18 protein-coding genes are annotated in these 21,278 nt (G+C 67.8%); 2 read left to right on the top strand and 16 right to left on the bottom strand.

Translation table 11 applies throughout. The annotated features are described in order from the left end of the window. Nucleotides 1-233: 233 nt before the first annotated feature. The 7 genes from gnd to AC5P53_RS02805 form a co-directional block, all read right to left on the bottom strand. Nucleotides 234-1,139, bottom strand: coding sequence for a phosphogluconate dehydrogenase (NAD(+)-dependent, decarboxylating) (gnd, locus tag AC5P53_RS02835; protein ID WP_014648435.1), 906 nt, complete (start codon nucleotides 1,137-1,139; stop codon nucleotides 234-236). A gap of 10 nt (nucleotides 1,140-1,149) precedes the next feature. Next, the gene (locus tag AC5P53_RS02830; protein ID WP_126411370.1) at nucleotides 1,150-2,403 is read right to left on the bottom strand and encodes a hypothetical protein; all 1,254 of its coding nucleotides are present in this window, start codon (nucleotides 2,401-2,403) and stop codon (nucleotides 1,150-1,152) included. Nucleotides 2,404-2,405: 2 nt separating this feature from the next. Then, the gene (locus tag AC5P53_RS02825) at nucleotides 2,406-3,002 is read right to left on the bottom strand and encodes a DUF2242 domain-containing protein (RefSeq protein WP_164077479.1); all 597 of its coding nucleotides are present in this window, start codon (nucleotides 3,000-3,002) and stop codon (nucleotides 2,406-2,408) included. 214 nt (nucleotides 3,003-3,216) lie between these two features. Then, nucleotides 3,217-5,394, bottom strand: a complete 2,178-nt coding sequence (locus tag AC5P53_RS02820; protein ID WP_014648438.1) for a carboxy terminal-processing peptidase — start codon at nucleotides 5,392-5,394, stop codon at nucleotides 3,217-3,219. Nucleotides 5,395-5,641: 247 nt separating this feature from the next. Then, nucleotides 5,642-6,652 carry a lipoyl synthase gene (gene lipA / locus AC5P53_RS02815; RefSeq protein ID WP_032960206.1) on the bottom strand — a complete coding sequence of 337 codons (1,011 nt, stop codon included), beginning with the start codon at nucleotides 6,650-6,652 and terminating at the stop codon, nucleotides 5,642-5,644. A gap of 18 nt (nucleotides 6,653-6,670) precedes the next feature. Then, nucleotides 6,671-7,381, bottom strand: coding sequence for a lipoyl(octanoyl) transferase LipB (gene lipB, locus AC5P53_RS02810; RefSeq protein ID WP_049439965.1), 711 nt, complete (start codon nucleotides 7,379-7,381; stop codon nucleotides 6,671-6,673). Further along, on the bottom strand, nucleotides 7,369-7,647 hold the full coding sequence (locus tag AC5P53_RS02805; protein ID WP_005411067.1) for a YbeD family protein: 279 nt from the start codon (nucleotides 7,645-7,647) through the stop codon (nucleotides 7,369-7,371). The genes lipB and AC5P53_RS02805 overlap by 13 nt, the downstream gene beginning before the upstream one ends. A 352-nt stretch (nucleotides 7,648-7,999) precedes the next feature. Here AC5P53_RS02805 and AC5P53_RS02800 point away from each other — a divergent pair, with 352 nt between their 5' ends. Next, nucleotides 8,000-9,058: a lipid A deacylase LpxR family protein gene (locus AC5P53_RS02800; protein ID WP_168708239.1), complete on the top strand. Its 1,059-nt coding sequence runs from the start codon at nucleotides 8,000-8,002 to the stop codon at nucleotides 9,056-9,058. A gap of 247 nt (nucleotides 9,059-9,305) precedes the next feature. Here AC5P53_RS02800 and AC5P53_RS02795 read toward each other — a convergent pair whose 3' ends face one another. The 3 genes from AC5P53_RS02795 to mltB form a co-directional block, all read right to left on the bottom strand. Further along, nucleotides 9,306-10,526, bottom strand: coding sequence for a D-alanyl-D-alanine carboxypeptidase family protein (locus AC5P53_RS02795; RefSeq protein WP_014648443.1), 1,221 nt, complete (start codon nucleotides 10,524-10,526; stop codon nucleotides 9,306-9,308). Between the two features lie 100 nt (nucleotides 10,527-10,626). Beyond that, nucleotides 10,627-11,895 (bottom strand): septal ring lytic transglycosylase RlpA family protein, encoded by a 1,269-nt coding sequence (locus tag AC5P53_RS02790; RefSeq protein WP_014648444.1) that lies wholly within the window; start codon nucleotides 11,893-11,895, stop codon nucleotides 10,627-10,629. Then, entirely contained in the window at nucleotides 11,892-13,037 is a 1,146-nt protein-coding gene (gene mltB / locus AC5P53_RS02785) for a lytic murein transglycosylase B (protein ID WP_241887118.1), read from the bottom strand. The genes AC5P53_RS02790 and mltB overlap by 4 nt, the downstream gene beginning before the upstream one ends. A 45-nt stretch (nucleotides 13,038-13,082) precedes the next feature. On the opposite strand from mltB, the gene AC5P53_RS02780 reads away from it, so the two are divergent. After that, nucleotides 13,083-13,403 carry a DUF8588 domain-containing protein gene (locus AC5P53_RS02780; protein WP_369334251.1) on the top strand — a complete coding sequence of 107 codons (321 nt, stop codon included), beginning with the start codon at nucleotides 13,083-13,085 and terminating at the stop codon, nucleotides 13,401-13,403. Between the two features lie 662 nt (nucleotides 13,404-14,065). On the opposite strand, the gene rodA (AC5P53_RS02775) is transcribed toward AC5P53_RS02780, so the two are convergent. From rodA (AC5P53_RS02775) to AC5P53_RS02750, 6 genes are all read right to left on the bottom strand, one after another. Beyond that, nucleotides 14,066-15,160, bottom strand: coding sequence for a rod shape-determining protein RodA (rodA, locus tag AC5P53_RS02775; RefSeq protein WP_241887119.1), 1,095 nt, complete (start codon nucleotides 15,158-15,160; stop codon nucleotides 14,066-14,068). A gap of 123 nt (nucleotides 15,161-15,283) precedes the next feature. Further along, nucleotides 15,284-16,396, bottom strand: a complete 1,113-nt coding sequence (rodA, locus tag AC5P53_RS02770) for a rod shape-determining protein RodA (RefSeq protein ID WP_014648447.1) — start codon at nucleotides 16,394-16,396, stop codon at nucleotides 15,284-15,286. Then, on the bottom strand, nucleotides 16,393-18,468 hold the full coding sequence (gene mrdA / locus AC5P53_RS02765; RefSeq protein ID WP_075076653.1) for a penicillin-binding protein 2: 2,076 nt from the start codon (nucleotides 18,466-18,468) through the stop codon (nucleotides 16,393-16,395). Before mrdA ends, rodA (AC5P53_RS02770) begins: the two co-directional genes overlap by 4 nt. Nucleotides 18,469-18,471: 3 nt before the next feature. Then, entirely contained in the window at nucleotides 18,472-18,957 is a 486-nt protein-coding gene (gene mreD, locus AC5P53_RS02760; protein WP_005419400.1) for a rod shape-determining protein MreD, read from the bottom strand. Continuing rightward, nucleotides 18,954-20,102, bottom strand: a complete 1,149-nt coding sequence (mreC, locus tag AC5P53_RS02755) for a rod shape-determining protein MreC (protein ID WP_111205658.1) — start codon at nucleotides 20,100-20,102, stop codon at nucleotides 18,954-18,956. Before mreC ends, mreD begins: the two co-directional genes overlap by 4 nt. 121 nt (nucleotides 20,103-20,223) lie before the next feature. Further along, nucleotides 20,224-21,270 (bottom strand): rod shape-determining protein, encoded by a 1,047-nt coding sequence (locus tag AC5P53_RS02750; protein WP_005419402.1) that lies wholly within the window; start codon nucleotides 21,268-21,270, stop codon nucleotides 20,224-20,226. Nucleotides 21,271-21,278 lie beyond the last annotated feature (8 nt).

Here is a 21,278-nt window from a genome sequence, read left to right as displayed (position 1 = left end):
CGTGAGATGGCGGCCCCCCCCGCCTTCGACAGTTATCCGCGCCCGACGGTAGGTGTCGACCTTGGTCGACACGTCAACGTGGAAGCGATCGGAGCAGGCTTCTGTAGAGTCGAGCCATGCTCGATTGGCTGCATGGGGTCAGAGCCCGTTCCGGCGGAAAGGGATCCGACCCCGATCTGCCTGGGGCCGGATCCCTTCGGCAACGCCGAAGGGCTCTGACGCCACCGCAGTGCTTACGACTTCTTGATGGCGTGGCCACCGAATTCATTGCGCATCGCCGACAGCAGGCGGTCGGTGAACGAATTCGATTCGCGCGAGCGCAGGCGTTCCAGCAGCGACAGCGTGATCACCGGCGCCGGCACATCCAGCGCGATGGCTTCGGCCACGGTCCAGCGGCCTTCGCCGGAATCCTCCACATACGGGGCAATGCCATCCAGCGAAGGATTGCGCTTGAGGGCTTCCGTGCTCAGGTCCAGCAGCCACGAACGCACCACGCTGCCGTGGCGCCACACCTCGGCCACCTGCGCCAGGTCCAGTTCCATCTCCTGCTTGCGCTCCATCAGCGCGAAGCCTTCGGCATAGGCCTGCATCATTCCGTACTCGATGCCGTTGTGGACCATCTTGGTGAAGTGGCCGGCACCGGACGGGCCGACGCGCCCCCAGCCACGATCTTCGGCCGGGGCCAGCGTGCGCAGCAACGGTGCGATCTGCTCCACCACCGACGCTTCGCCACCGACCATCAGGCTGTAGCCTTCCTGCAGGCCCCACACGCCACCGCTGGTGCCGCAGTCGACGTAGCCCAGATCATCCTCGGCCAGCGCCTTGGCGCGGCGGATCGAGTCCTGGTAGTTGGAGTTGCCGCCGTCGATGACGATGTCACCCTCGGCCAGGTGCGGGGTCAGCTGGCCCAGCGTCTGGTCGACGGTTTCGCCGGCCGGTACCATCAGCCACACCACGCGCGGCACCGGCAGCGCGGCCACGGCGGCGGCCAGCGAATCAACCACCTCCAGGCCGGCCTCGGCGGCGCGCTGGCGGGCGCCTTCGCCCGGGTCGTAGCCGACCACGCGGTGGCCGCCGCGATGCAGGCGCTGGGCCATGTTGGCGCCCATGCGGCCGAGGCCGATCATTGCAATATCCATTGTTTCACCTTCAGTTGGGGTCTAGGGTCAGGCTGCCTGGCCTGCCGGTAGCCGCGCAGTGGCGCAGCTGCGCCTCGCGCCAACGCCGGTAGAGCGTGGTATGCAGATTGTGCACCGCCAGGTCGATTGAAAACGGGGTTCGCGGGTTGCGATCGAGCAGGCGGGCGACGTGGTAGCCGATGGGACGTATACCGCGTGGATGCACATAGATCACGAACTGCTGGTAGAACGGATCGTCCAGCAGCTGGTCCATGCGCGCGAGCGTGTCGTGGTAGCGCGGCGCCAGCCGTGCGCGCAACTGCGGATCGCGCTCGAACAGCAGGCGCTCGAAGTAGCGCTGGCCGATGCGCGGGATGTCCTGCGCCAGGTTCCAGAGTTCGGCATTGCGCTGGTCGTACCAGGCCAGGCCGCCGTGCTGCGCCAGGGCCTGCGCAGCGCCCTCGCCCACAGTGACGACCACGAAGTTCTCGGCCTGGTTGCTCAGGTCATCCAGCGTACCGTTGTCGTACACATGTTCGATGAAGCCGGGCACACCCACGAACGCCTGCCGCCCCATCGCCGAGGTGCGCACCGCCTTGCCGTCGGCGAAGAACTCGCCCGCGTGCGCGCCAAGCAGGATGCTGTCGGTGGCGTGCAGCGCGAGGAAGGTGCCGATCGACAGTTCATCCGCTGCGAACTCCGTATCGAACGCAGCATCGCCATACAGCTCGCGCTGGGTGGCCAGCTGCGCGACCTGGCGGCCGACACCGCACTCGGCGCGCACGGCACCGCTGTAGAACGCCTGCAGCGCATGGCTGTTGCCCGCACTGGGCACGAAGCCACGGCCGAAACTGCGCGTACGCTGCCAGCCCTGTGCCGGCGCGCCGCGCAGACCAAAGCCGATCCAGCCCAGTTGCGGGCCGGAGAAACGGAACGTGGCATTGCCCTGCAATGCCGAGGTCGCGCGCCGCGTGGCCGCCCCCAGCTCGAAGGCATAGGCGCAGACCGTAGCAGGGTCTTCCAGCAGCTGCTGCAGCAGTGCCTGTCGTTCGCCTGCAGGCAGATCCGCCGGCCAGCGTACGCGCAGGTCACCCGCTGCCTGTGCCGCGGCGAGCGAGGAACGCGTACACACCGGGCCCTTGTGTACCTGCGGTGCACGCAGCCCGGCATCCTCGAAGCGCCACCCCAACCGCTGCAGCAGACCCTGCGTACAGTCCGGGGATGGCGCTGCGACGACCCACGCGGGCGCCAGCAGCAGGGCTGCAATCAGCCACCTGCCGCGCACGCTCAGCCCTGGTCCGTGACCGCCGGTGCGGGTGCGGGCTCCGGTGGCGCCGCCGGCGATGGCGACGGCTTGCCCGCCGCGGCCGGCAGGTACTGCTGCAGGCGCTGGAAGAAGCGACGATAGAACTCGGCATCGGTGACCGTGCTGCTGGCCACCTTCACCAGCGAGTCGTCGTTGCTGCCGAAGGGCAGCGATACCGAACCCAGCGCTCCCACACCGACACTGGCCGAGGTCGGGCTCTTCTTCAGCGCGTAGCGATCCTGCACTGCGCTGACGAACACCAGCGTCTGGCCGCCACGCGGGGCGCAGGAGATGCGCAGCACCAGCTGCTCATGGTCATCCTCGCGCGGCTGGAAGTTCTTGTTGCCTTCCACCTGTGCATCGTCGGAACGGGCGATGGCATAGCCCTGGCTGAGCAGCGTGCGGCGCGCCGCTTCGCAGGCTTCGCCCGGGCGCCCATCGACCGTGCGCGAGAAGGTATCGCCGGAATCGAAGGACTCGCGCAACACGGTGCTGTCGGCGGCACGGCCACCGCAGGCCGAGAGGATCAGGGCGCTGGTGAGCGCCACGGCGGCGCTGGAAAGACGGGAGGCCCGCATGGGTACTCCTGCGAGAACGGAAGCACCAAGGGTAGTCCCACCCCCGTGTGCGGCAGGTCGACATACCCTCCCACGTTGCTCCCGGTTCATGCACGAAAAAGGGGACGGAGGGAATTAAGTCGTTTGTGCCACAAACGACTTAATTCCCTCCGTCCCCTTTTACGACGAGGGGCCGGCAATGCCGGCCCCTGAGGTGTCACATGCCGTGGCCGGCTCAGTCCGCCCAGCGCCCCGCGCCGGTGGACTGCGGCAGCACCTGGGCCGACAGCGGGCGGTCATTGGCCAGCAGATTGACCGCGTCAGCGAGGATCGAGGCCGACTCGCGCAGCAGCGGGTCCGGACGCTTTTCAGCGGCCTTCTCACGGGCGGCATCCTTGACGATGTCGCGCTCGTTGCCGGTCAGGCCATCGTCGCTGCTGTCGTCGGCCAGCGGGTCCAGGGCCAGGCCCAGTTCCTTGCGCTGCACCTGGCGCTCCTTGCGCTGGGCGTCCTGGCGCTCGCGCTCGGCACGACGGGTCGCCTCGTTGAGCGAGATGTACTTCTTCGCGGCCTCGGTGCGGAACTGCTCCACGTCCTCGTTCCACCACTGGAATTCCTTGTCAGTGGCGATGCGCGCGTCGTGGCGGGTCTCCAGCTTCGGCAGCAGCGGCGCGAAGTTGCCGTACTGGGTGTGCGGCACGGCGGCGATGCGGGTCCACGGCAGGGCGTTGTCGTAGGTGCTTTCGCCGAATTCGGTGGCATCGACGCTGGCCGGGAAGGCCAGGTCCGGCACCACACCCTTGTGCTGGGTGCTGCTGCCGCTGATGCGGAAGAACTGGGCGATGGTCAGCTTGACCTGGCCGAAGCGCTGGGTCTCGCCGCTCGGCCAGCGATCGAGGTCGACGATGTTCTGCACGGTGCCCTTGCCGAAGCTGGTTTCACCGATCACCAGGCCACGGCCGTAGTCCTGGATGGCACCGGCGAAGATCTCCGAGGCCGAGGCCGAACCGCGGTTGATCAGCACCGCCAGCGGGCCATCCCACGCCACGCCCTGGTTGCGGTCGCTGTTGACGGTAACGCGGCCACCGGACTCGCGCACCTGCACCACCGGGCCCTGTTCAATGAACAGGCCGGTCAGTTCGATCGCCTCATCCAGCGAGCCCCCCCCGTTGTTGCGCAGGTCCAGCACCACGCCATCCAGCTTGTCGTTCTTGAAGCCGGCCAGCAGCTTGGCGACGTCGCGGGTGGCCGAGGCGTAGTCAGCGGCATTGCGGCGACGGCCTTCGAAGTCCTGGTAGAAGGTCGGCAGCTTGATCACGCCGATCCTGCGCGCCGGTTCGCCGTTGGCGGCCGGGATGCTCATGGTCTCGCCCTTGGCGGCCTGTTCGGCCAGGCGCACCTTCTGGCGGGTCAGGACCAGCGTGTGGTGCTTGCCGTCCACGCCCTCGGCGGCCGGGATGAATTCCAGCTTGACCTGGGTATCCTTGGCACCGCGGATCTTGGCCACGACGTCGTCGATGCGCCAGCCGATCACATCCTCGACCAGGCCGGACTTGCCCTGGCCAACGCCGACGATGCGGTCCCCCGGCTTCAGGGTGCCGTCCACTGCGGCCGGACCACCGGCGATGATCTCGCGGATCACCACCATGTCGTCCTGCCGCTGCAGCTGCGCACCGATGCCTTCCAGCGACAGCGACATCGCCTGGTTGAAGTTCTCGGCGGTGCGCGGGGTGAAGTAGTCAGTGTGCGGATCAACCGCGCTGGTGTAGGCGTTCATGAAGAACTGGAAGACGTCTTCGCCCTTCAGCTCGTTGACCGACTTCTCCAGCGTCGCGTAGCGCTTGTCCAGCGTCTTGCGGATGTCGTCCGGCTTCTTGCCCGCCAGCTTCAGGCGCAGCCAGTCGTTCTTCACCGACTTGCGCCACAGCTCATCCAGTTCGGCACTGCTGGCCGCCCACGGAACCTTCTTGCGGTCGTATTCGAAGCGCTCGTCGGTGGTGAAGTCCGGCTCCTGCTTGAGCAGCTTGCGCGCATAGGCCACGCGCTCGCCGACGCGCTGCTTGTAGACCGCGAACACCTGGAACGCCGGCTCCAGCTCGCCGCCACGGATGGCCGAAGAGATGTTGGCTTCGAACGGCGCGAAGCGCGCCACGTCGGCCTGGGTGAAGTACTGCTTGCCGCCGTCCAGGGTCTCCAGGTAACGCTTGAACACGTCTTTGGAGGTGGCCTCGTCCAGCGCGCGCGGGCGGTAGGCGTAGCGGCTGTCGGACAACAGGCCGTACACCAGCTTGGAGGTGGTCACCTGATCGGCGGTGGCCGCCGCGGGCAATGCGGGCGAGTCGGCCTTGGCCGCCAGCGCCAGCGGCGCGACCAGCGCCAGGGCCATCAGGAATGCGGGGGCTTTGAATTTCATTGACGTGCTCGAAGGCGCCTTGCCAAGGGGGAGACTGCAGGGTGTTCAGACACCACGACAGTGCCGAAAGTTGCCGGGTTTGTCATCCGGCCGCGCTCGGTGGAAAACCAGCCTAGCCGGGCCGGTGTAGCAAATTGTGAATGCATGCAGAGCCGAGCCCATGCTCGGCTGGCCGGCAGCAAGCAGCCGAGCATGGGCTCGGCTCTGCGGCAGGCAGAGGTATGCGGACCAACGGTCCGCACCCACCTCAAGAGATGCCGGCGCCCTTGGCCTGCACGTCAGCGTGGTACGACGAGCGCACCATCGGGCCGGACGCCACGTGGCTGAAGCCCAGCGCGTAGCCGTAGTCTTCCAGCGCCTTGTAGTCCTCGGGGGTCCAGTACTTCAGTACCGGGTGGTGATGCGCGGTCGGCTGCAGGTACTGGCCGATGGTGATCATGTCCACATCGTGCGCGCGCAGGTCGCGCATCGTGGCCTTGATCTGTTCGAAGTCTTCGCCCAGGCCCAGCATGATGCCGCTCTTGGTCGGCACGTCCGGGTGCTGTGCCTTGAAGTTCTTCAGCAGGTTCAGCGACCACTGGTAGTCCGCACCCGGGCGCACGTTGCGGTACAGGTCCGGCACGGTCTCGATGTTGTGGTTGAACACATCCGGCGGGTTCTGCGCCAGGATCTCCAGCGCGCGCTCCATGCGGCCCTTGCCACGGAAGTCCGGGGTCAGCACTTCGATGCGGGTACCCGGCGACTTTTCGCGGATGGCGGTGATGCAGTCGACGAAGTGCTGGGCACCGCCGTCACGCAGGTCATCGCGGTCGACGCTGGTCACCACCACGTACTTCAGGCCCATGTCGGCCACGGTCTGGCCGAGGCTGGCCGGTTCGTTGGCATCCGGCGGCTTCGGGCGGCCATGGGCCACGTCGCAGAACGAGCAGCGGCGGGTGCAGACCTCGCCGAGGATCATGAAGGTGGCGGTGCCATGGCCGAAGCATTCGTGGATGTTCGGGCAGCTGGCTTCCTCGCACACCGTCACCAGGCGGTTCTCGCGAAGCTTGGCCTTGAGGTTCTGCACGGCGTTGCCCGAGGGAATGCGCACGCGGATCCACGACGGCTTGCGCAGCACCGGCGCGTCGGCGAACTGCACCGGCGAACGGTTGATCTTGTCACCGCCCAGCTGCTTGACCCCGGCCTGCAACGGCGCGGCGGACGGAGAGTCGCCCTGCACGATCTGCAGGGGAATGGAACGGGCGGTGGTTTCAGTCATGGCAGTTCCGGGGGGCGGTCAGGCGGCCGCAGAAAGATCGGGCAGTTCCGGCGTGTGCTGCAGCAGCAGGCCGAACTGGCGGGCCAGGTGGTCCAGCAGCACCGGCTTGACGGCATCCAGCCCGGAGGGGCCGCCCAAGTCTACCACCGAGGTCACCTGCAACCCCTGATAGCCACAGGGGTTGATGCGGTGGAAGGGTTCCAGGTCCATGGCCACGTTGAAGGCCAGGCCATGGAAGGTGCAGCCGCGGCGCACGCGGATGCCAAGCGCAGCGATCTTGGCGCCACCGACGTAGACGCCCGGGGCGCCCTCGCGGCGTTCGGCGCCGATGTTCCACTCGGCCAGGGTATCGATGAGGGCCTGCTCGATGCGGCACACGTAGTCGCGCACACCGATGCCCAGCCGCGGCAGGCGCAACAGCGGGTAGACCACGATCTGGCCGGGCCCGTGATAGGTCACCTGGCCGCCACGGTCCACGTGCAGCACGGGGATGTCACCCGGCGCCAGCACGTGCTCATCCTTGCCGGCCTGGCCCAGGGTGAACACCGGATCGTGCTCGACTACCCACAGTTCGTCGGCGTCGGCGTCGCTGCGCTGGTCGGTGAAGCGCTGCATGGCGCGCCACACCGGCTCGTACGCCTGGCGGCCGAGGTCGCGGACCACCGCAAGACGCGGTGCGCGGTCTTCCGGGGCGGCTTCGGCCGGGCAGCTGTCGGCTACAGCGTCCACTTCACTTCCGGGTGGTCGCGCAGTGCCTGGTGCGCCAGGTCGTACTGCTCGCGGCTCTCGGCCTTGAACACGATGCGGACGGACACGTACTTGCCGTTGGACGAATGCTTCCAGCTGATGCGTTCGTTCACCACATCGATGCCGGCAGCCAGCAGCAGACGGGGAAGCTCATGCTCCAGGCCGCGGTTGGCCGGGCCCATGGCGCTGAGCTCGAACTGGCCGGGGAACTGGAAGCCGTGGTCGGGGTTGTCGGACTTGATTTCCATGGCCCCATTATCGGGCCGCAGGGCAACAAACCCAAGAGTATTCACCAACGTCAAAGACAGCACTGGCGGCCTGCTGCGTTGCAGCTGGCCCAAAAGCGCGGGCGGAGAGCCCAACGGCAGCTGACTGGTTCTTTCGGCCCCTCACTGACCGGGGCATCATGCGCGCGGCCTGCAGTCGCCTTCACGCCAGGCCTGCGGCGCGTGCGCGGGTAACGAATTGTGTCCGCCGGACAATGTTGTTTTCGGAACAGACAAGTGATCCCAACGTGCTCGTTCCGGCGCGCGGGCACGAGTACCGTAGCGTTGCAGAAAACGACAGAAAACCGCCCCCTTCCCCATGAGCATTCCATCCATGCATAGTGTCGCAGCCCTCGGGCTGGCCGGCCTGCTGGCCTCTGCCCTCCCCTTTGCCGCCCAGGCGGCCGAACAATGTGGCCCGGACGCGATGCGCGATCACCCGCCGCAGGTCAATTTCCGCGTCGACAACGACCTGTTCGGCGGCCGCCACCAGGACCAGGGCTATACCAACGGTGCGCTGTTGACCCTGGTCTCGCCCAATCTGGTCGATTACACCGACGACCCGTGCCTTCCACGCATGGCGCGCTGGGTGAACCAGTACCTGGAAGGCCTGCATCCGGGCAGGTTCGAACAGCAGAACATGATCTTCAGCATCGGCCAGGGCATCTTCACCCCGACCGATTTCAGCCGCAGGGACCTGATCGAGGACGACCGCCCTTACGCGGGCGTACTGATCGCAAATTTCGGTTTCAATGCGCGCAGCGGCGACCGCCTGCAGACCACCCAGCTGACGTTGGGCGTAGTTGGCCCGTGGGCACAGGGCAAGCAGGTGCAGAATGCCGTGCACGAAGTGCTGGGCGACGAGAAATTCAAGGGCTGGGACAACCAGCTGCACAACGAGCCGCTGTTCATGCTGACCCATGAGCGCATGCGCCGCTGGCCGGGTGATGCCAGCATCAATGCCGACGGCTGGGGTTGGGACGCGATCAGCCACTACGGCGGCTCGATCGGCAACCTGGAAACCAAGGCCAACCTCGGCGGTGAAGTGCGCTTCGGCTGGAAGCTGCCGGACGACTTCGGCAGCACGCCGTTGCGCCCGGCCGGTGAGAACACGGCACCGACCCGCAGCGGCCGTCCCAATGGCTGGTCCTGGCACCTGTTCGCGACCTCGGACGCGGCCTGGGTGATCCGCGACATTACGCTGGATGGCAACACGTTCCGCAACAGTCACAGCGTGGACAAGCGCCATGTGGTGGCCTACGGCGGCTATGGCGTGGCCGTGATGTACGGACGCTGGAAGTTCGCCGCTGCGCGTTACCACAGCACGCGAGAGTTCAACGGCCAGCGCCAATCGCCGGTGTTCGGCAGTTTCACCATCAGCCGCTCGCTGTAGGCGAGGGGCTGAGGGTGAAGCGGGTAGGTGCCGACCGTTGGTCGGCACACCGGTTACCGCATCGCTCGCTGCAAGTCAGGCGCTGCAGGTGGTGCCGGCCGCTGGCCGGCTGCCGGCAGTTCCGGATGAGTTGCTGGGGAGCCGGCCAGCGGCCGGCTCTACCCCCCGCGTGCGGGGGGAAGCGGCCTTCCGAAACAGAAAAGGCCGGCATTTGCCGGCCTTTTCGTTCACCACGCAAAGGCGTGGATCATTCCGATTCCCACCACATCCAGAAGCTGTCCCACAGGCGCTTGAAGAAGCCGGCCTGCTCGACGGCGGCCACGGCCACCAGCGGTGCCTCGGCGATGACCTTGCCATCCAGCGTGACCTTCACGGTGCCGATCTGCTGGCCGGCAGTGAACGGTGCTTCCAGGGTCTTGGGCACGTCGATGCTCGGCTTCAGGTCGTTGTAGCGGCCGCGCGGCACGCTCACCAGCATCGGCTGGGCCACGCCCAGCTGTACCTTGTCGGTGGTGCCCTTCCAGACCTTGTGCTCGGCCACGGCCTTGCCCGGTTCGTACAGGCGGTGGGTCTCGAAGAAGCGGAAGCCCCAGTTCAGCAGGGCCAGGCTGTCGTCGGCACGCTGCTTCTCCGACGCACCACCCAGCACTACGGCGATCAGGCGCTGGTCGCCACGCTGGGCCGAGCTCATCAGGCAGTAGCCGGCTTCGGACGTGTGGCCGGTCTTGATGCCATCCACGCTGCCATCGCGCCACAGCAGCAGGTTGCGGTTCGGCTGCTTGATGTTGCCGACCTGGAATTCCTTGATCTTGTTGTACGCGTAGGTTTCCGGGTAATCACGCACCATCGCGCGGCCCAGCAGCGCCAGGTCGTAGGCGGTGCTGTGGTGGCCCTGTGCGGTCAGGCCGTGGGCGTTGACGAAGTGCGAGTCCTTCATGCCGATCTTGGCGGCGTAGCTGTTCATCAGCGACGCAAAGGCTTCTTCGCTGCCGGCCACATGCTCGGCCAGGGCGATCGCGGCGTCATTGCCGGACTGGATCGCCATGCCCTTTTCCATGTCTTCCAGGCGTGCGGTCTGGTTGACCGGGAAGCCGCTGTAGCTGCCGTCGGTACCGGCGCCACCTTCGCGCCAGGCGCGCTCGCTCATCATCACCTGGTCATCTGCACGGACCTTGCCGTTCTTGACCTCGGCGGCAACCACGTACGACGTCATCACCTTGGTGATGCTGGCCGGGGCCAGCTGCTCGTGGATGTTCTCGCCGGCCAGCACCTGGCCGGTGGCGTAGTCCATCAGGACCCAGGCCTTGGACACGCTCGGGGCCGGGGCCGGCGGGGTCGCGACGGTGGCCGGGGCGGCAGCGGCGGCGGCAGGCGCCGGCGTGGCCGGGGTCGGCAGCGGCGTCTGGGCGGAAGCCAGGCCCACCACCAGGGTGGCGGCCAGGGCGGTGGCGGCGGAACGGAAATTCATTGGACAGCAGGCTCCAGGGGACGGCCGGGAATGGAGGGTGGAACGTAACGGCCATTGTAAGGCCGGGGGAGCCTGGGCCGGCAGCACCGGCCCGGGCGGATCAATCCTTGACGATCTGCGGCGAACCCAGGCCCAGACCGGCGATGCGGCCGGCAAGTTCCGCGGCACTGGCATGGTCGGTGGCAGGAACGCGCAGACGGAACAGGGTGCGGCCACCGGCGGCGATGTCGCTGATGGTCGCGCCGACGATGCCGGCAGCGTTGAGCTGGCCCATCGCACGGTTGGCGTTGTCGCGACTGGAGAAGCTGGCGACCTGCACCATCACCGCGCCCACCACCTGCTGCGACAGGCTGGGTGCCGCCGGCGTGGCGGCGACGGTGCGCACGGGTGCCGGCGCGACGGCGCGCGGCGCGGCGCTGGCGACTGCAACCGGCGCCGGTGCGGTGCTGCGCAGCGGTGCACTCGGCGGCAGGCTGCTGACCGCCACCTCCGGCACGGTGCTGGCCACGCCCTGGGTGGTGGCCGGCTGGCCGCGTGCCGGCATGCCATCGGCCGGCAGGCGCTTGACCAGGCGATCGATATCGCTGTCGGCAGTGGCGCGCGCGGTCGCTGCCGGGCGTGCACTGGCCACCGCAGCTGCCGCTTCGGCGGCACGACGCTCGCGGCGGGACGGCTTCTGCGCCAGCAGGTTGCTCTCGCCCGGCTGCAGCGCGCGCACTTCCACGTTGCCGGTACCGCGCTGGGTGATGCCCAGGCGCACGGCGGCGGCATAACTGAGATCGACCACGCGACCATCGTGGAACGGGCCGCGGTCGTTGACGCGCACGATCACCGACTCGCCATTGTCGAGGTTGGTCACGCGGGCGAAGCTGGGCAGCGGCAGCGTCTTGTGCGCGGCGGTGAACTGGTACATGTCGTAGACCTCGCGGTTGGAGGTCAGGCGGCCATGGAACTTGGCGCCGTAGTACGACGCGGTACCGCGCTCGACATAGTCGTGGGTATCGTCGAGCACCTTGTAGGACTTGCCCAGCACCACGTACGGCGACTTGTTGCCGATCGCCGAGCGCTCCTCGGCGGTCACTTCCGGCTCGGGAATGCAGGCCACGTTGGGAATGTAATCCGGCGTGCTGTCACGCACGCCCGGCTTGTACAGGCCACCGGCAGTGTAGTTGCCGCGGGTGCTCAGGTCTTCCTTGGCCGCCGCGTACGGTGACCCTTCCGGGCAGTGTGCCGGGCGCGAGCCACGCCCCTGCACCAGCGTGCCGCCGGACTTGCCACCATGGCCGGCCGTGGCCGGCTTCTTCGGCGCGCTGCTGCAGGCAGCCAGCGCGAGGACGATCAAGCCTGGGACCAGCCATCTGATGTTCATGCCGGGGGCAGCTCCTGTCCGGCGATGGCCTGGGACAACTGGAACACGGCCATCGCGTACATCTTCGAGAGGTTGTAGCGGGTGATCGCGTAGTAGTTCTGGAAGCCCAGCCAGTACTGCTTGCCGGTGCTGCCTTCAAGCGTGATCGGCGTGGCGGTGGCGCCCGGCTGCACCGGCGCGCCCGGCTGGTAGCCGCGCTGCGCCAGGTCGGCCATCGTCCAGGTCGGCATCCATTCGGTCGGATTGAACTCCTCGCGGTTCGGCGCCAGCGTGGCCGGCACGGCCACCTGCCCGCCACGCACCCAGCCGCCCTTCTTCACGAAGTAGTTGGCGATGGACGAGAATACGTCGTCGTAGCTGGTGAACAGGTCGCGGCGGCCATCACCGTTTCCGTCCACGGCGTAGTCGAGATAGCTGGACGGCATGAACTGGCCCATGCCCATCGCACCGGCATAACTGCCCTTGAGCGTGGTGATATCCAGTTTCTCTTCGTGGCCCAACTCGAACAGCTTGGCCAGCTCATCGCGGAAGAACAGCTCGCGGCGCACTTCGCGTTCCAGCTTGGCCGGGTCGCCGCTGCGCGGGTAATAGAACGCCAGCGTGTACAGCGCATCGAGCACGCGATGGCTGCCAGCATTCCTGCCGTAGCTGGTTTCCACACCGATGATCGCGACGATCACTTCGGCCGGCACGCCGGTGCGCTGCTGCACGCGATCCAGTTCGGCGCGGTGTTCGGCCAGGAACGCGCGGCCGCCATCGATGCGCGCCTTGCTGATGAACATCGGCCGGTACTCATTCCACGGCTTGACCCGTTCGGCCGGGCGCGACATCGCGGCGATGATCGGCTGGCGCACCTGCGCCTGGTCGAGCACGCTGCTGATCTGCTCCGGCTTCAGGCCATAGCGCTTGGCGGTATCGGCAATGAAGCGGGCCCGTGCGACCTCGAACGGCACCGGGGTGAGATCGACCGGCGCCGCGGTGGCGGCGGTGGCTTCAGGCGCGGCCTCGGCCGGGCCATGGGCCTTGGCGGCGGGCTGGCGCGGCGTACTGCTGGCCTGGGGCGAAGACGGTGGGGACTTCGGCTGGGTCGCGCAGGCGACCAGGCCGAGGGTGAGCATGCAGGCCAGAGTGCGTCGAATCATCGTCGCAGGTTAGCAGGTCATGGATGAATTAAAACCCCTAACACCATGAATCACAACGATTTGCCTGCGACCAGCGGGAAATGTGAAGGCATCGTGATCGCCCTTCCCCATTCAGATAGAGGTTGCCGGTTGCGTCCCCATCCCCGCAGACGCAACCGGCGACCGGATCCGGTCGGTACCTGCGCGGCTGCCGCTCCCCAGTGGCAGTGCCCCGCGCTCCCTGTACCCGTTGGATCAGTACTGCTTCCCGCCCGACGCCCCCTCGCGCTGCAACGATTGACGGCGCGCCGTGCCGAACGGGCCGCCATTGTGCAGGCCGATTACGACAAGTCCATTGATCAAGATCAACGCGGTGTAAAAGTGTGAACCAGCTAGCGTTTTTTACGGACTTTGGTCGGTGGGTGTATTGCATCGCATTGTTGTGAGAACGCTTCCACAACAGGCACTGCGCAACGTCAGAGAGTTTCCAGCCAACGGCGCAGCCCCTCGTGGGTGGTGTCTGGGTGGTCGCGTAAAGCAGAAGCCGCGCGTGGGGCCGGTCGGGTTGGGTACGCGGGGGACGCCGTGAATCCGTCCATGGAGGCTTGGCAGCCGCATCCATGCGGCTGACACCCCCGCGTACCCAACCCGACCGTCCTCTGACAGTTTTCGCGCGCGTTCACCCACGGCGAAGAAAAGAAAAGATCAAAAGCAAAAGCGGCTTGGCAGGTCGCTTTCTGTAGAGCCGAGCCCGCGCTCGGCTGCTTTCCGGCCGGCCCGCGAAGCCGAGCATGGGCTCGGCTCTACGCGAGCAAGCGCAGCGCTGCGATCCGCTGTTGATCTTCTTTTTCTTCTCCGTGGGTGGACACGCCCGGAACCTGTCCGTGGCCGGGTAGATGGGCTGCGCAGGGGCGTGAGCCGCATGGATGCGGCGACCGAGCTTACATGGACGTACTTGCAGCGCCCCCTGCGCAGCCCATCTACCCGGCCCCACCCATGAACTGCTTTGCGCCGTCACCCACGAGGGGCTGCGCCGTTGGCTGGAAACCCTATCCCCCGTGCACGGGCCGGTGCCCGCGTACCGCCATCACCAACCCGATGCCGGCCAACAGCGAAACCGCCGATGTGCCGCCGTAGCTGATCAGCGGCATCGGAATGCCCACCACCGGCAGCAGGCCGGAAATCATTCCGCCGTTCACCAGCACGTAGACGAAGAACGCCAGCCCCAGGCTGCCGGCCAGCAACCGTGCATGCGTGTCGCGCGCGTGCACGGCAATCCACAGGCAACGCCCGACCACGAACAGGTACAGCGCGAACAGCGTCGCCACGCCGATCCAGCCGAACTCTTCGGCCAGCACCGAAAACGCGAAGTCGGTGGTGTATTCGGGGAGGAAATCCAGCGTGGCCTGGGTGCCCTGCCCCCAGCCGCGTCCCTGCCATCCCCCGGAGCCGATCGCGATGCGTGACTGCAGGATGTTCCAGCCGGTGCCCAGGGGGTCGGCCGCCGGGTCGAGGAAGGTCAACACACGATCCTTCTGGTACTGACGCAGCAGACCGAACCACGCCAGCGGCGCGGCCACTGCCAGCCCCGCCGCGCCGGTCGCCACCCAGCCCCAGTGCAGGCCCGCCAGCAACAACGCGAACACGCCGCTGGCGGTGACCAGCGTGGCGGTGCCGAGGTTGGGCTGCATCAGGATCAACACCGCCGGCGCGCCGATCAGCACCGCGGCGGTCAGTACCGTGCGCGGCGACGGCGGCAGCGGTTGCCGGTGCAGGTACCAGGCCATCATCAACGGCAGGCTGAGCTTGAGCAGCTCCGACGGTTGCAGGTAGAACACGCCGAGGTTGAGCCAGCGCTGCCCATATTTGCCGGTGCCGATCACATACACCGCCATCAGCGGCAGCATCGACAGCGCGTACAACGCTGGTGTCCACGCGCGCAGGCGCAGCAGCGAAACACGTGACAGCAGCCACATCGCCAGCAGTCCACCCGCAAAGCGCGCCGCCTGCCCGGCCACCGGCCCGGACACACTGTGCAGCACCGCCAGGCCCGCGCCCATCAGGATCAGCAATGCGAGCAGCAACGGCAGATCGATCGTGCGCACTGCCTCACGGCAGCCGCCAAACAGTCGTTTCCATTCCACGCGCAGCACGCTAGCAACGGGCGCTTGCGTGAAGCTGTCAGGGTGCTTCTGATCTCCGTAGCCGGGCTGTGGGGTCAGATCCCTTTTCCCTGTGGAAAAAGGGATCTGACCCCGACGCCGTACTCAGCCGTAGCCGCCGTGCACCGGGTTGTGACTGCGCACCGCCATCACCAATCCGAAGCCGGCCAGCAGTGACACCGCCGAGGTACCGCCGTAGCTGATCAGCGGCATCGGCACGCCCACCACCGGCAGCAGGCCGGAAATCATCCCGCCGTTCACCAGCACATAGACGAAGAACGCCAGGCCGGTGGCGCCGGCCAGCAGGCGCGAATACGAATCGCGCGACTGGCTGGCGATCCACAGGCAGCGCCCGATCACCACCAGGTACAGCGCCAGCACGGTGGCCACGCCGATCCAGCCGAACTCCTCGCTCAGCACCGAGAACGCGAAGTCGGTGGTCTGTTCGGGAATGAAGTTCAGGTGCGACTGCGAGCCCTCGCCCCAGCCCTTGCCATCGAAGCCGCCGGAACCGATCGCGATCTTCGACTGGATGATGTTCCACCCGGCCCCCAGCGCATCCATCTCCGGGTCCAGGAACATCATGATGCGGTCCTTCTGGTACGGCCGCAGCAACCAGAACCAGGCCACCGGCGCGACCGCGGCCACGCCACCCACGCCCAGGCCGACCCACCACCACGGCAGGCCGGCCAACAACAGCACGAACACGCCACTGGCAGCGATCAGCACACCAGTACCGAAGTCCGGCTGCAGCATCACCAGGCCGGTGGGCACGCCGATGATGACCAGGGCCACGAGCACGGTGTTGAAGCGCGGCGGCAGCGGCATCTTGTGCAGGTACCAGGCCACCATCATCGGCAGGCTGACCTTCAGCAGCTCGGCCGGCTGCAGGTAGAAGAACTTCAGGTCCAGCCACTGCCGGCCGTACTTGCCGGTGCCCAGCACGAACACCGCCAGCAACGGGATCATCGAGATCGCGTAGATCATCGGCGTAGCCGAGCGGATGCGCAGGATCGGCACCCGCGAGATGCCCCACAGCGCGGCCATGCCCACGGCGAAGCGCGCGCCCTGGGCCATCACCAGGCTGTCGCCACCGGCGCTCTTCAGGGTGGCCAGGCCGATCACCATCAGCGTCCCCAGGGCCAGGCACAGCACCCAGTCCAGCGTGCTGAAGAAGCGGCGCAGCATGTCGCCGGCCCAGCGCAGGAACACTCTCATCGTACGGGCTCCGCGACGGTCGGGCGTGGCGTGGCGGGCAACACGGCGGCGGCCGGCGTCGCCGGCTGCGGTGCGGGTACAGGTTCCGGCGCCGGCACGCCGACCAGCACCGGATGTTCACCCAGCTGCGCCGCGGCGAGGTCGCCAGCCTGGCGCGCGCCGGCATCTTCGTTGTCGAACGCGGTGGCGCCGATGGCGGTGGTGCCGCGCTCGCTGTCCAGTGGCTGCATGCCTTCGGGCATCTTGCCCAGCAGGTAGGCGTCGAACACCTTGCGTGCGATCGGCGCGGCCGCCGAACCACCATAGCCGCCGCCTTCCACGGCCACCGCGATCGCGATCACCGGGTTTTCCACCGGTGCGAAGCCGACGAACAGCGCGCGATGGCGCAGGTGCATCGGCAGGCTCTTCGGATTCACTGCCGCCGTGCCCTTTCGGCTGATGACCTGCGCGGTACCGGTCTTGCCGGCCATCACGTACGGCGCACCCACCGCCACGCGCCAGCCGCTGCCGCCGGGCCGCATGGTCGCCATCATGCCCTCGCGCACGGCCTGCACGTTGGCGGGGTTGGGGCTGACCGGCTTGCTCTCGCCAGCCGGCATCGCCGACCAGTCGCTGTCGAAACCCTCGCGCTGCTGGATCACCAGGTGCGGGGTGCGCAGCTGGCCATCGGCCAGACCGCTGACGCCGCGCGCCAGCTGCAGCGGGGTGACCTTCCAGTCACCCTGGCCGATGCTGATGTTGACCGTATCACCGGGGTACCAGGCTTCCTTGCGGCTCTTCCGCTTGTAGGCCGGCGACGGCAGGATGCCGCCGATCTCGCCGGTGAGGTCGATGCCGGTCGGCTGGCCGAAGCCGTAGTACTCCATGTAATGGTCGAAGCGCTCGATGCCCAGGTCCAGCGCCAGCTTGTAGTAGTAGGTGTTGACCGATTCGGCGATGGACTTGCGCAGGTCGGTCCAGCCATGGCCGCCACGGTGGGCGTCACCCCAGCCGCGGGAAGTGCCCGGCAGATAGAACATGCCGGTGGACAGCACCTTGTCTTCCGGGCGTCGAACGCCCGAATCCAGGCCGGCCAGGCCGATCAGCGGCTTCAGCGTGGAACCGGGGGCGACGCCACCGAGCACCAGGCGGTTGAACTGCGGCCGCGACGGGTTTTCGTTCAGCGCCTTGAAGTCGGCATGCGAGATGCCGTTGACGAACAGGTTGGGGTCGTAGGACGGCAGGCTGACCATCGCCAGCACTTCGCCGGTGCGCGGGTCCATCGCCACCGCCGAGCCTTCCTGGTCGCCGAAGGCGGCCACCATGGCGCGCTGCAGGTCGGCGTCGATCGACAGCCGCAGGTCGGCGCCGGACTGCGCGGCGACGCGGCCGATGGTGCGGATCGCGCGCCCCTGCACGTTGGTCTCGACCTGCTCGTAGCCGACCTTGCCGCGCAGCTGCTGCTCGTAGTAACGCTCCAGGCCGGACTTGCCGATGTGGGTCAGCGCGGCATTGCCTTCGCCGAGGATCTCCAGATCCTTGTCATCAACGCGGCCAACGTAGCCGATGATGTGCGCGAACAGATCGCCGTAGGGGTAGCGGCGGGTCAGGTAGGGCTCCAGCTCGACGCCGGGGAAGCGCCAGCGGTCGACCGCGAAGCGCGCCATCTCCTCGTCGCTCATGCGCAGCTTCAGCGTGACCGGCAGGAACTTGCGGCGCGCCTTGCGCGACTTGTTGAACGCTTCCAGCTCTTCCGGGCTGATGTTGATGATCTTCGCCAGCCCTTCCAGGGTGGCGTCCATGTCCTTGACCTTGTCCGGGGTCACGTCCAGGCGGAAGGCCGGCACGTTCTCGGCCAGCAGGCGGCCATTGCGGTCGTAGATCATGCCGCGCCCGGGCACCACCGGCCGCGGCTTGATGCGGTTGGCTTCCGAGCGCGTGGCATAGACGTCGTGGTCCAGCACCTGCAGCTTGAAGTACCAGCCGCCCAGGCCCAGCAGGCAGACCAGCACGCCCAGGAAGCCCAGCGCCGCGCGGCGGCGGAACTGTTCGGCTTCGGCGTGCGGGTTCTTGACCTGGCGGCGCGGGATCATGGCTCAGCGCCCGCGCTTGCCGAAGCGCACCGCGTCCAGCAGCACGAACACCAGCGGCCACAGGCCCATGCCCAGCAGCGGTGCCCACCAGTACGACCACGGCAGGGTCGGCTCATCCACCACGATGTGGACCAGCGCGCTGACGATGCGGTCGTTGAACAGCAGGCCGCCGATGGCCAGCATCTGCTGGGACATCGGGAAGAAGCGGATGCGGGCGCGGAAGCGCTGCAGGATGAAGGCCAGCATCACCAGCCGCAGCGCCTGTTCGCCCAGCACGCCGCCGTACAGCAGGTCGGCAACCACGCCGCTGGCGAAGGCGATGCCCAGGCCGACGCGTTCGGGGGCTTCGATGACCCAGTACGCCAGCACCAGCGCCAGCCAGTACGGGCGCAGCGGCTGCAGCAGCGCCGGCAACGGCAGCAGGCCCAGCAGCAGCGCCACCACCAGGCTGGCCGGCAGCACCCACGGGTTGTCGCGCAGGCGGCTCATCGCTGGGCCTCCGGCGTGGTCGGTTGCCGGCCAGCGGCCGGCACTACCGTAGCGCCGGAGGCTGGGGTGGAGCCCCCCTCTTGTTGAGGGGGGCGCGCCGAAGGCGCGGGGGTAAGGGAGGATGCGGGGGCAACAGTCCTCGTTTGCGACGAGGGCTGTTGCCGGCCAGCGGCCGGCACTACCGGGGAGCTGGCCGGAGCCGGCGTCGTTGCCGCTGGCGCGGCTCCCGCAGGCACGCTGGCGCCGGTGGCCGGCCCCCCCGGGGCGGTTTCTTCCAGCTGCAGGCGCAGTTCCGGCGGAATGCGGATCGCCGCGCCCGGGCGCAGCAGCAGCACGTCGCGGCCGCGGTCGAGCTGGGCCGCCGGCTTCAGTTCGCCGACCAGGAAGGCGTGGGTGTCGTCCGGGCGCAGGCCGGTGATGGTGCCGACCGGGAAGCCGGCCGGGAAGCGCCCGCCGAGGCCGGAGGTAACGATCTCATCGCCCACTTCCACGCCGGCGCTGAGCGGAATGTCGCGCAGCTCCAGCGTGTCGCCGCGGCCGTAGACGATCAGGCGCACGCCGTTGCGGGCCACGGTAACGGGCACCGCGTGGTCGGGGTCGGTCAGCAGCAGCACGGTGGAGGTGCCGCCGGTGACGCTGATCACCTGCCCCATCAAGCCGCCGGCATCGATCACCGCCTGGCCGACGTGCACGCCTTCGCGGGTGCCGGCGTCGAGCACCAGGCGCTGCTTCACCGGGTCCAGGTCGATGTCCAGGATCGGCGCCAGCTGCACGTCCAGGCCGCTGCGCTCGGCCACGTTCAGCAGTTCGCGCAGCTGGGCATTGTCCAGCGCGGCGGTCTGCAGGCGGGTCAGGCGCGCGTTGGCCAGCAGCAGCTGGTTGCGCAGTTCGCGATTCTCGGTCACCAGCTGGGTATGGCTGGCGGCGGAATCCTTGACCTGGTTGCCGAGCTTGCCGGGCAGGCCGGCCAGCGCCCATACCGGCTGCACCAGGCTGTTGGCCTGCTCGCGCAGGCGCGCCAGCCAGCCGGCCTGGTCATCGAGCACGATCAGGGTGATGGCCAACGCGAGATAGGCCAGCAACCGCAGGGGGCTGGCGGCATCACCGGATCGGGAGGCAACGGGAGGACCGGCGTAGGGCGGCACGGCAACGATTCAACTGGCAGAAGGCGAAAGGGAAACACGCGGGCGCCCCGCCGGTGCCGGCCCGCCATCACGGCGGGCCGCACCCCGGAAGGGCGCGGCGGGCAGGAACGGCCGGGACGGCTTATTCCGGCGCAAAGAACTCGTTGCCGTGCATGTCCACCAGCTCCAGCGCACGGCCGCCACCGCGGGCCACGCAGGTCAGCGGATCGTCGGCCACCTGCACGTGCAGGCCGGTTTCCTCGGAGATCAGGCGGTCCAGATCGCGCAGCAGGGCGCCACCACCGGTCAGCACGATGCCGCGCTCGGCGACGTCGGCGCACAGTTCCGGCGGGGTCTGCTCCAGCGCCAGCTTGACCGCGCTGACGATGCCCGACAGCGGCTCGTGCAGGGCCTCGAGCACCTCGTTGGAGCTGATCTTGATCATCTTCGGCACGCCCTCGGCGAGGTTGCGGCCGGAGATTTCCATCTCGATCACTTCCGCCTGCGGGTAGGCGCAGCCCAGCTCGACCTTGATGCGCTCGGCGGTGGCTTCACCGATCAGCATGCCGTGGTTGCGGCGCACGTAGTTGGTGATCGACTCGTCGAAGCGGTCGCCGCCGATGCGGACCGAGGCCGAATAGACGATGCCGTTGAGCGAGATCACCGCCACTTCGGTGGTGCCGCCGCCGATGTCGATGACCATCGAGCCACGGGCCTCGGTGACCGGCATGCCGGCGCCGATCGCGGCCGCCATCGGTTCTTCGATCAGGAACACGTCACGGGCACCGGCTTCCTCGGCCGATTCCTTGATCGCGCGGCGCTCGACCTGGGTCGAGCCGGCCGGCACGCAGACCAGCACGCGCGGGCTCGGGCGCAGCACGCGCGATTTGTGCACCTTCTTGATGAAGTGCTTGAGCATCGCCTCGGTGTAGGTGAAGTCGGCGATGACGCCGTCCTTCATCGGGCGGATGGTGGTGATGTGACCCGGGGTACGGCCCAGCATCTGCTTGGCTTCGGCGCCCACGGCTGCCACCGAGCGGGTGCCACCGATGGCACGGTCCTGGCGCACGGCCACGACCGACGGCTCGTTCAGCACGATCCCCTGCCCGCGCACGTAGATGAGGGTGTTGGCCGTGCCCAGGTCGATGGACAGGTCGTTGGAGAACATGCCACGGAGTTTCTTGAACATCTGAGGAA

The organism is Stenotrophomonas sp. YJH_SMC_82, from assembly GCF_059368875.1.
Note: the sequence above shows the minus strand (reverse complement) of the source record. Positions and strands in the feature narration are given on the sequence as shown.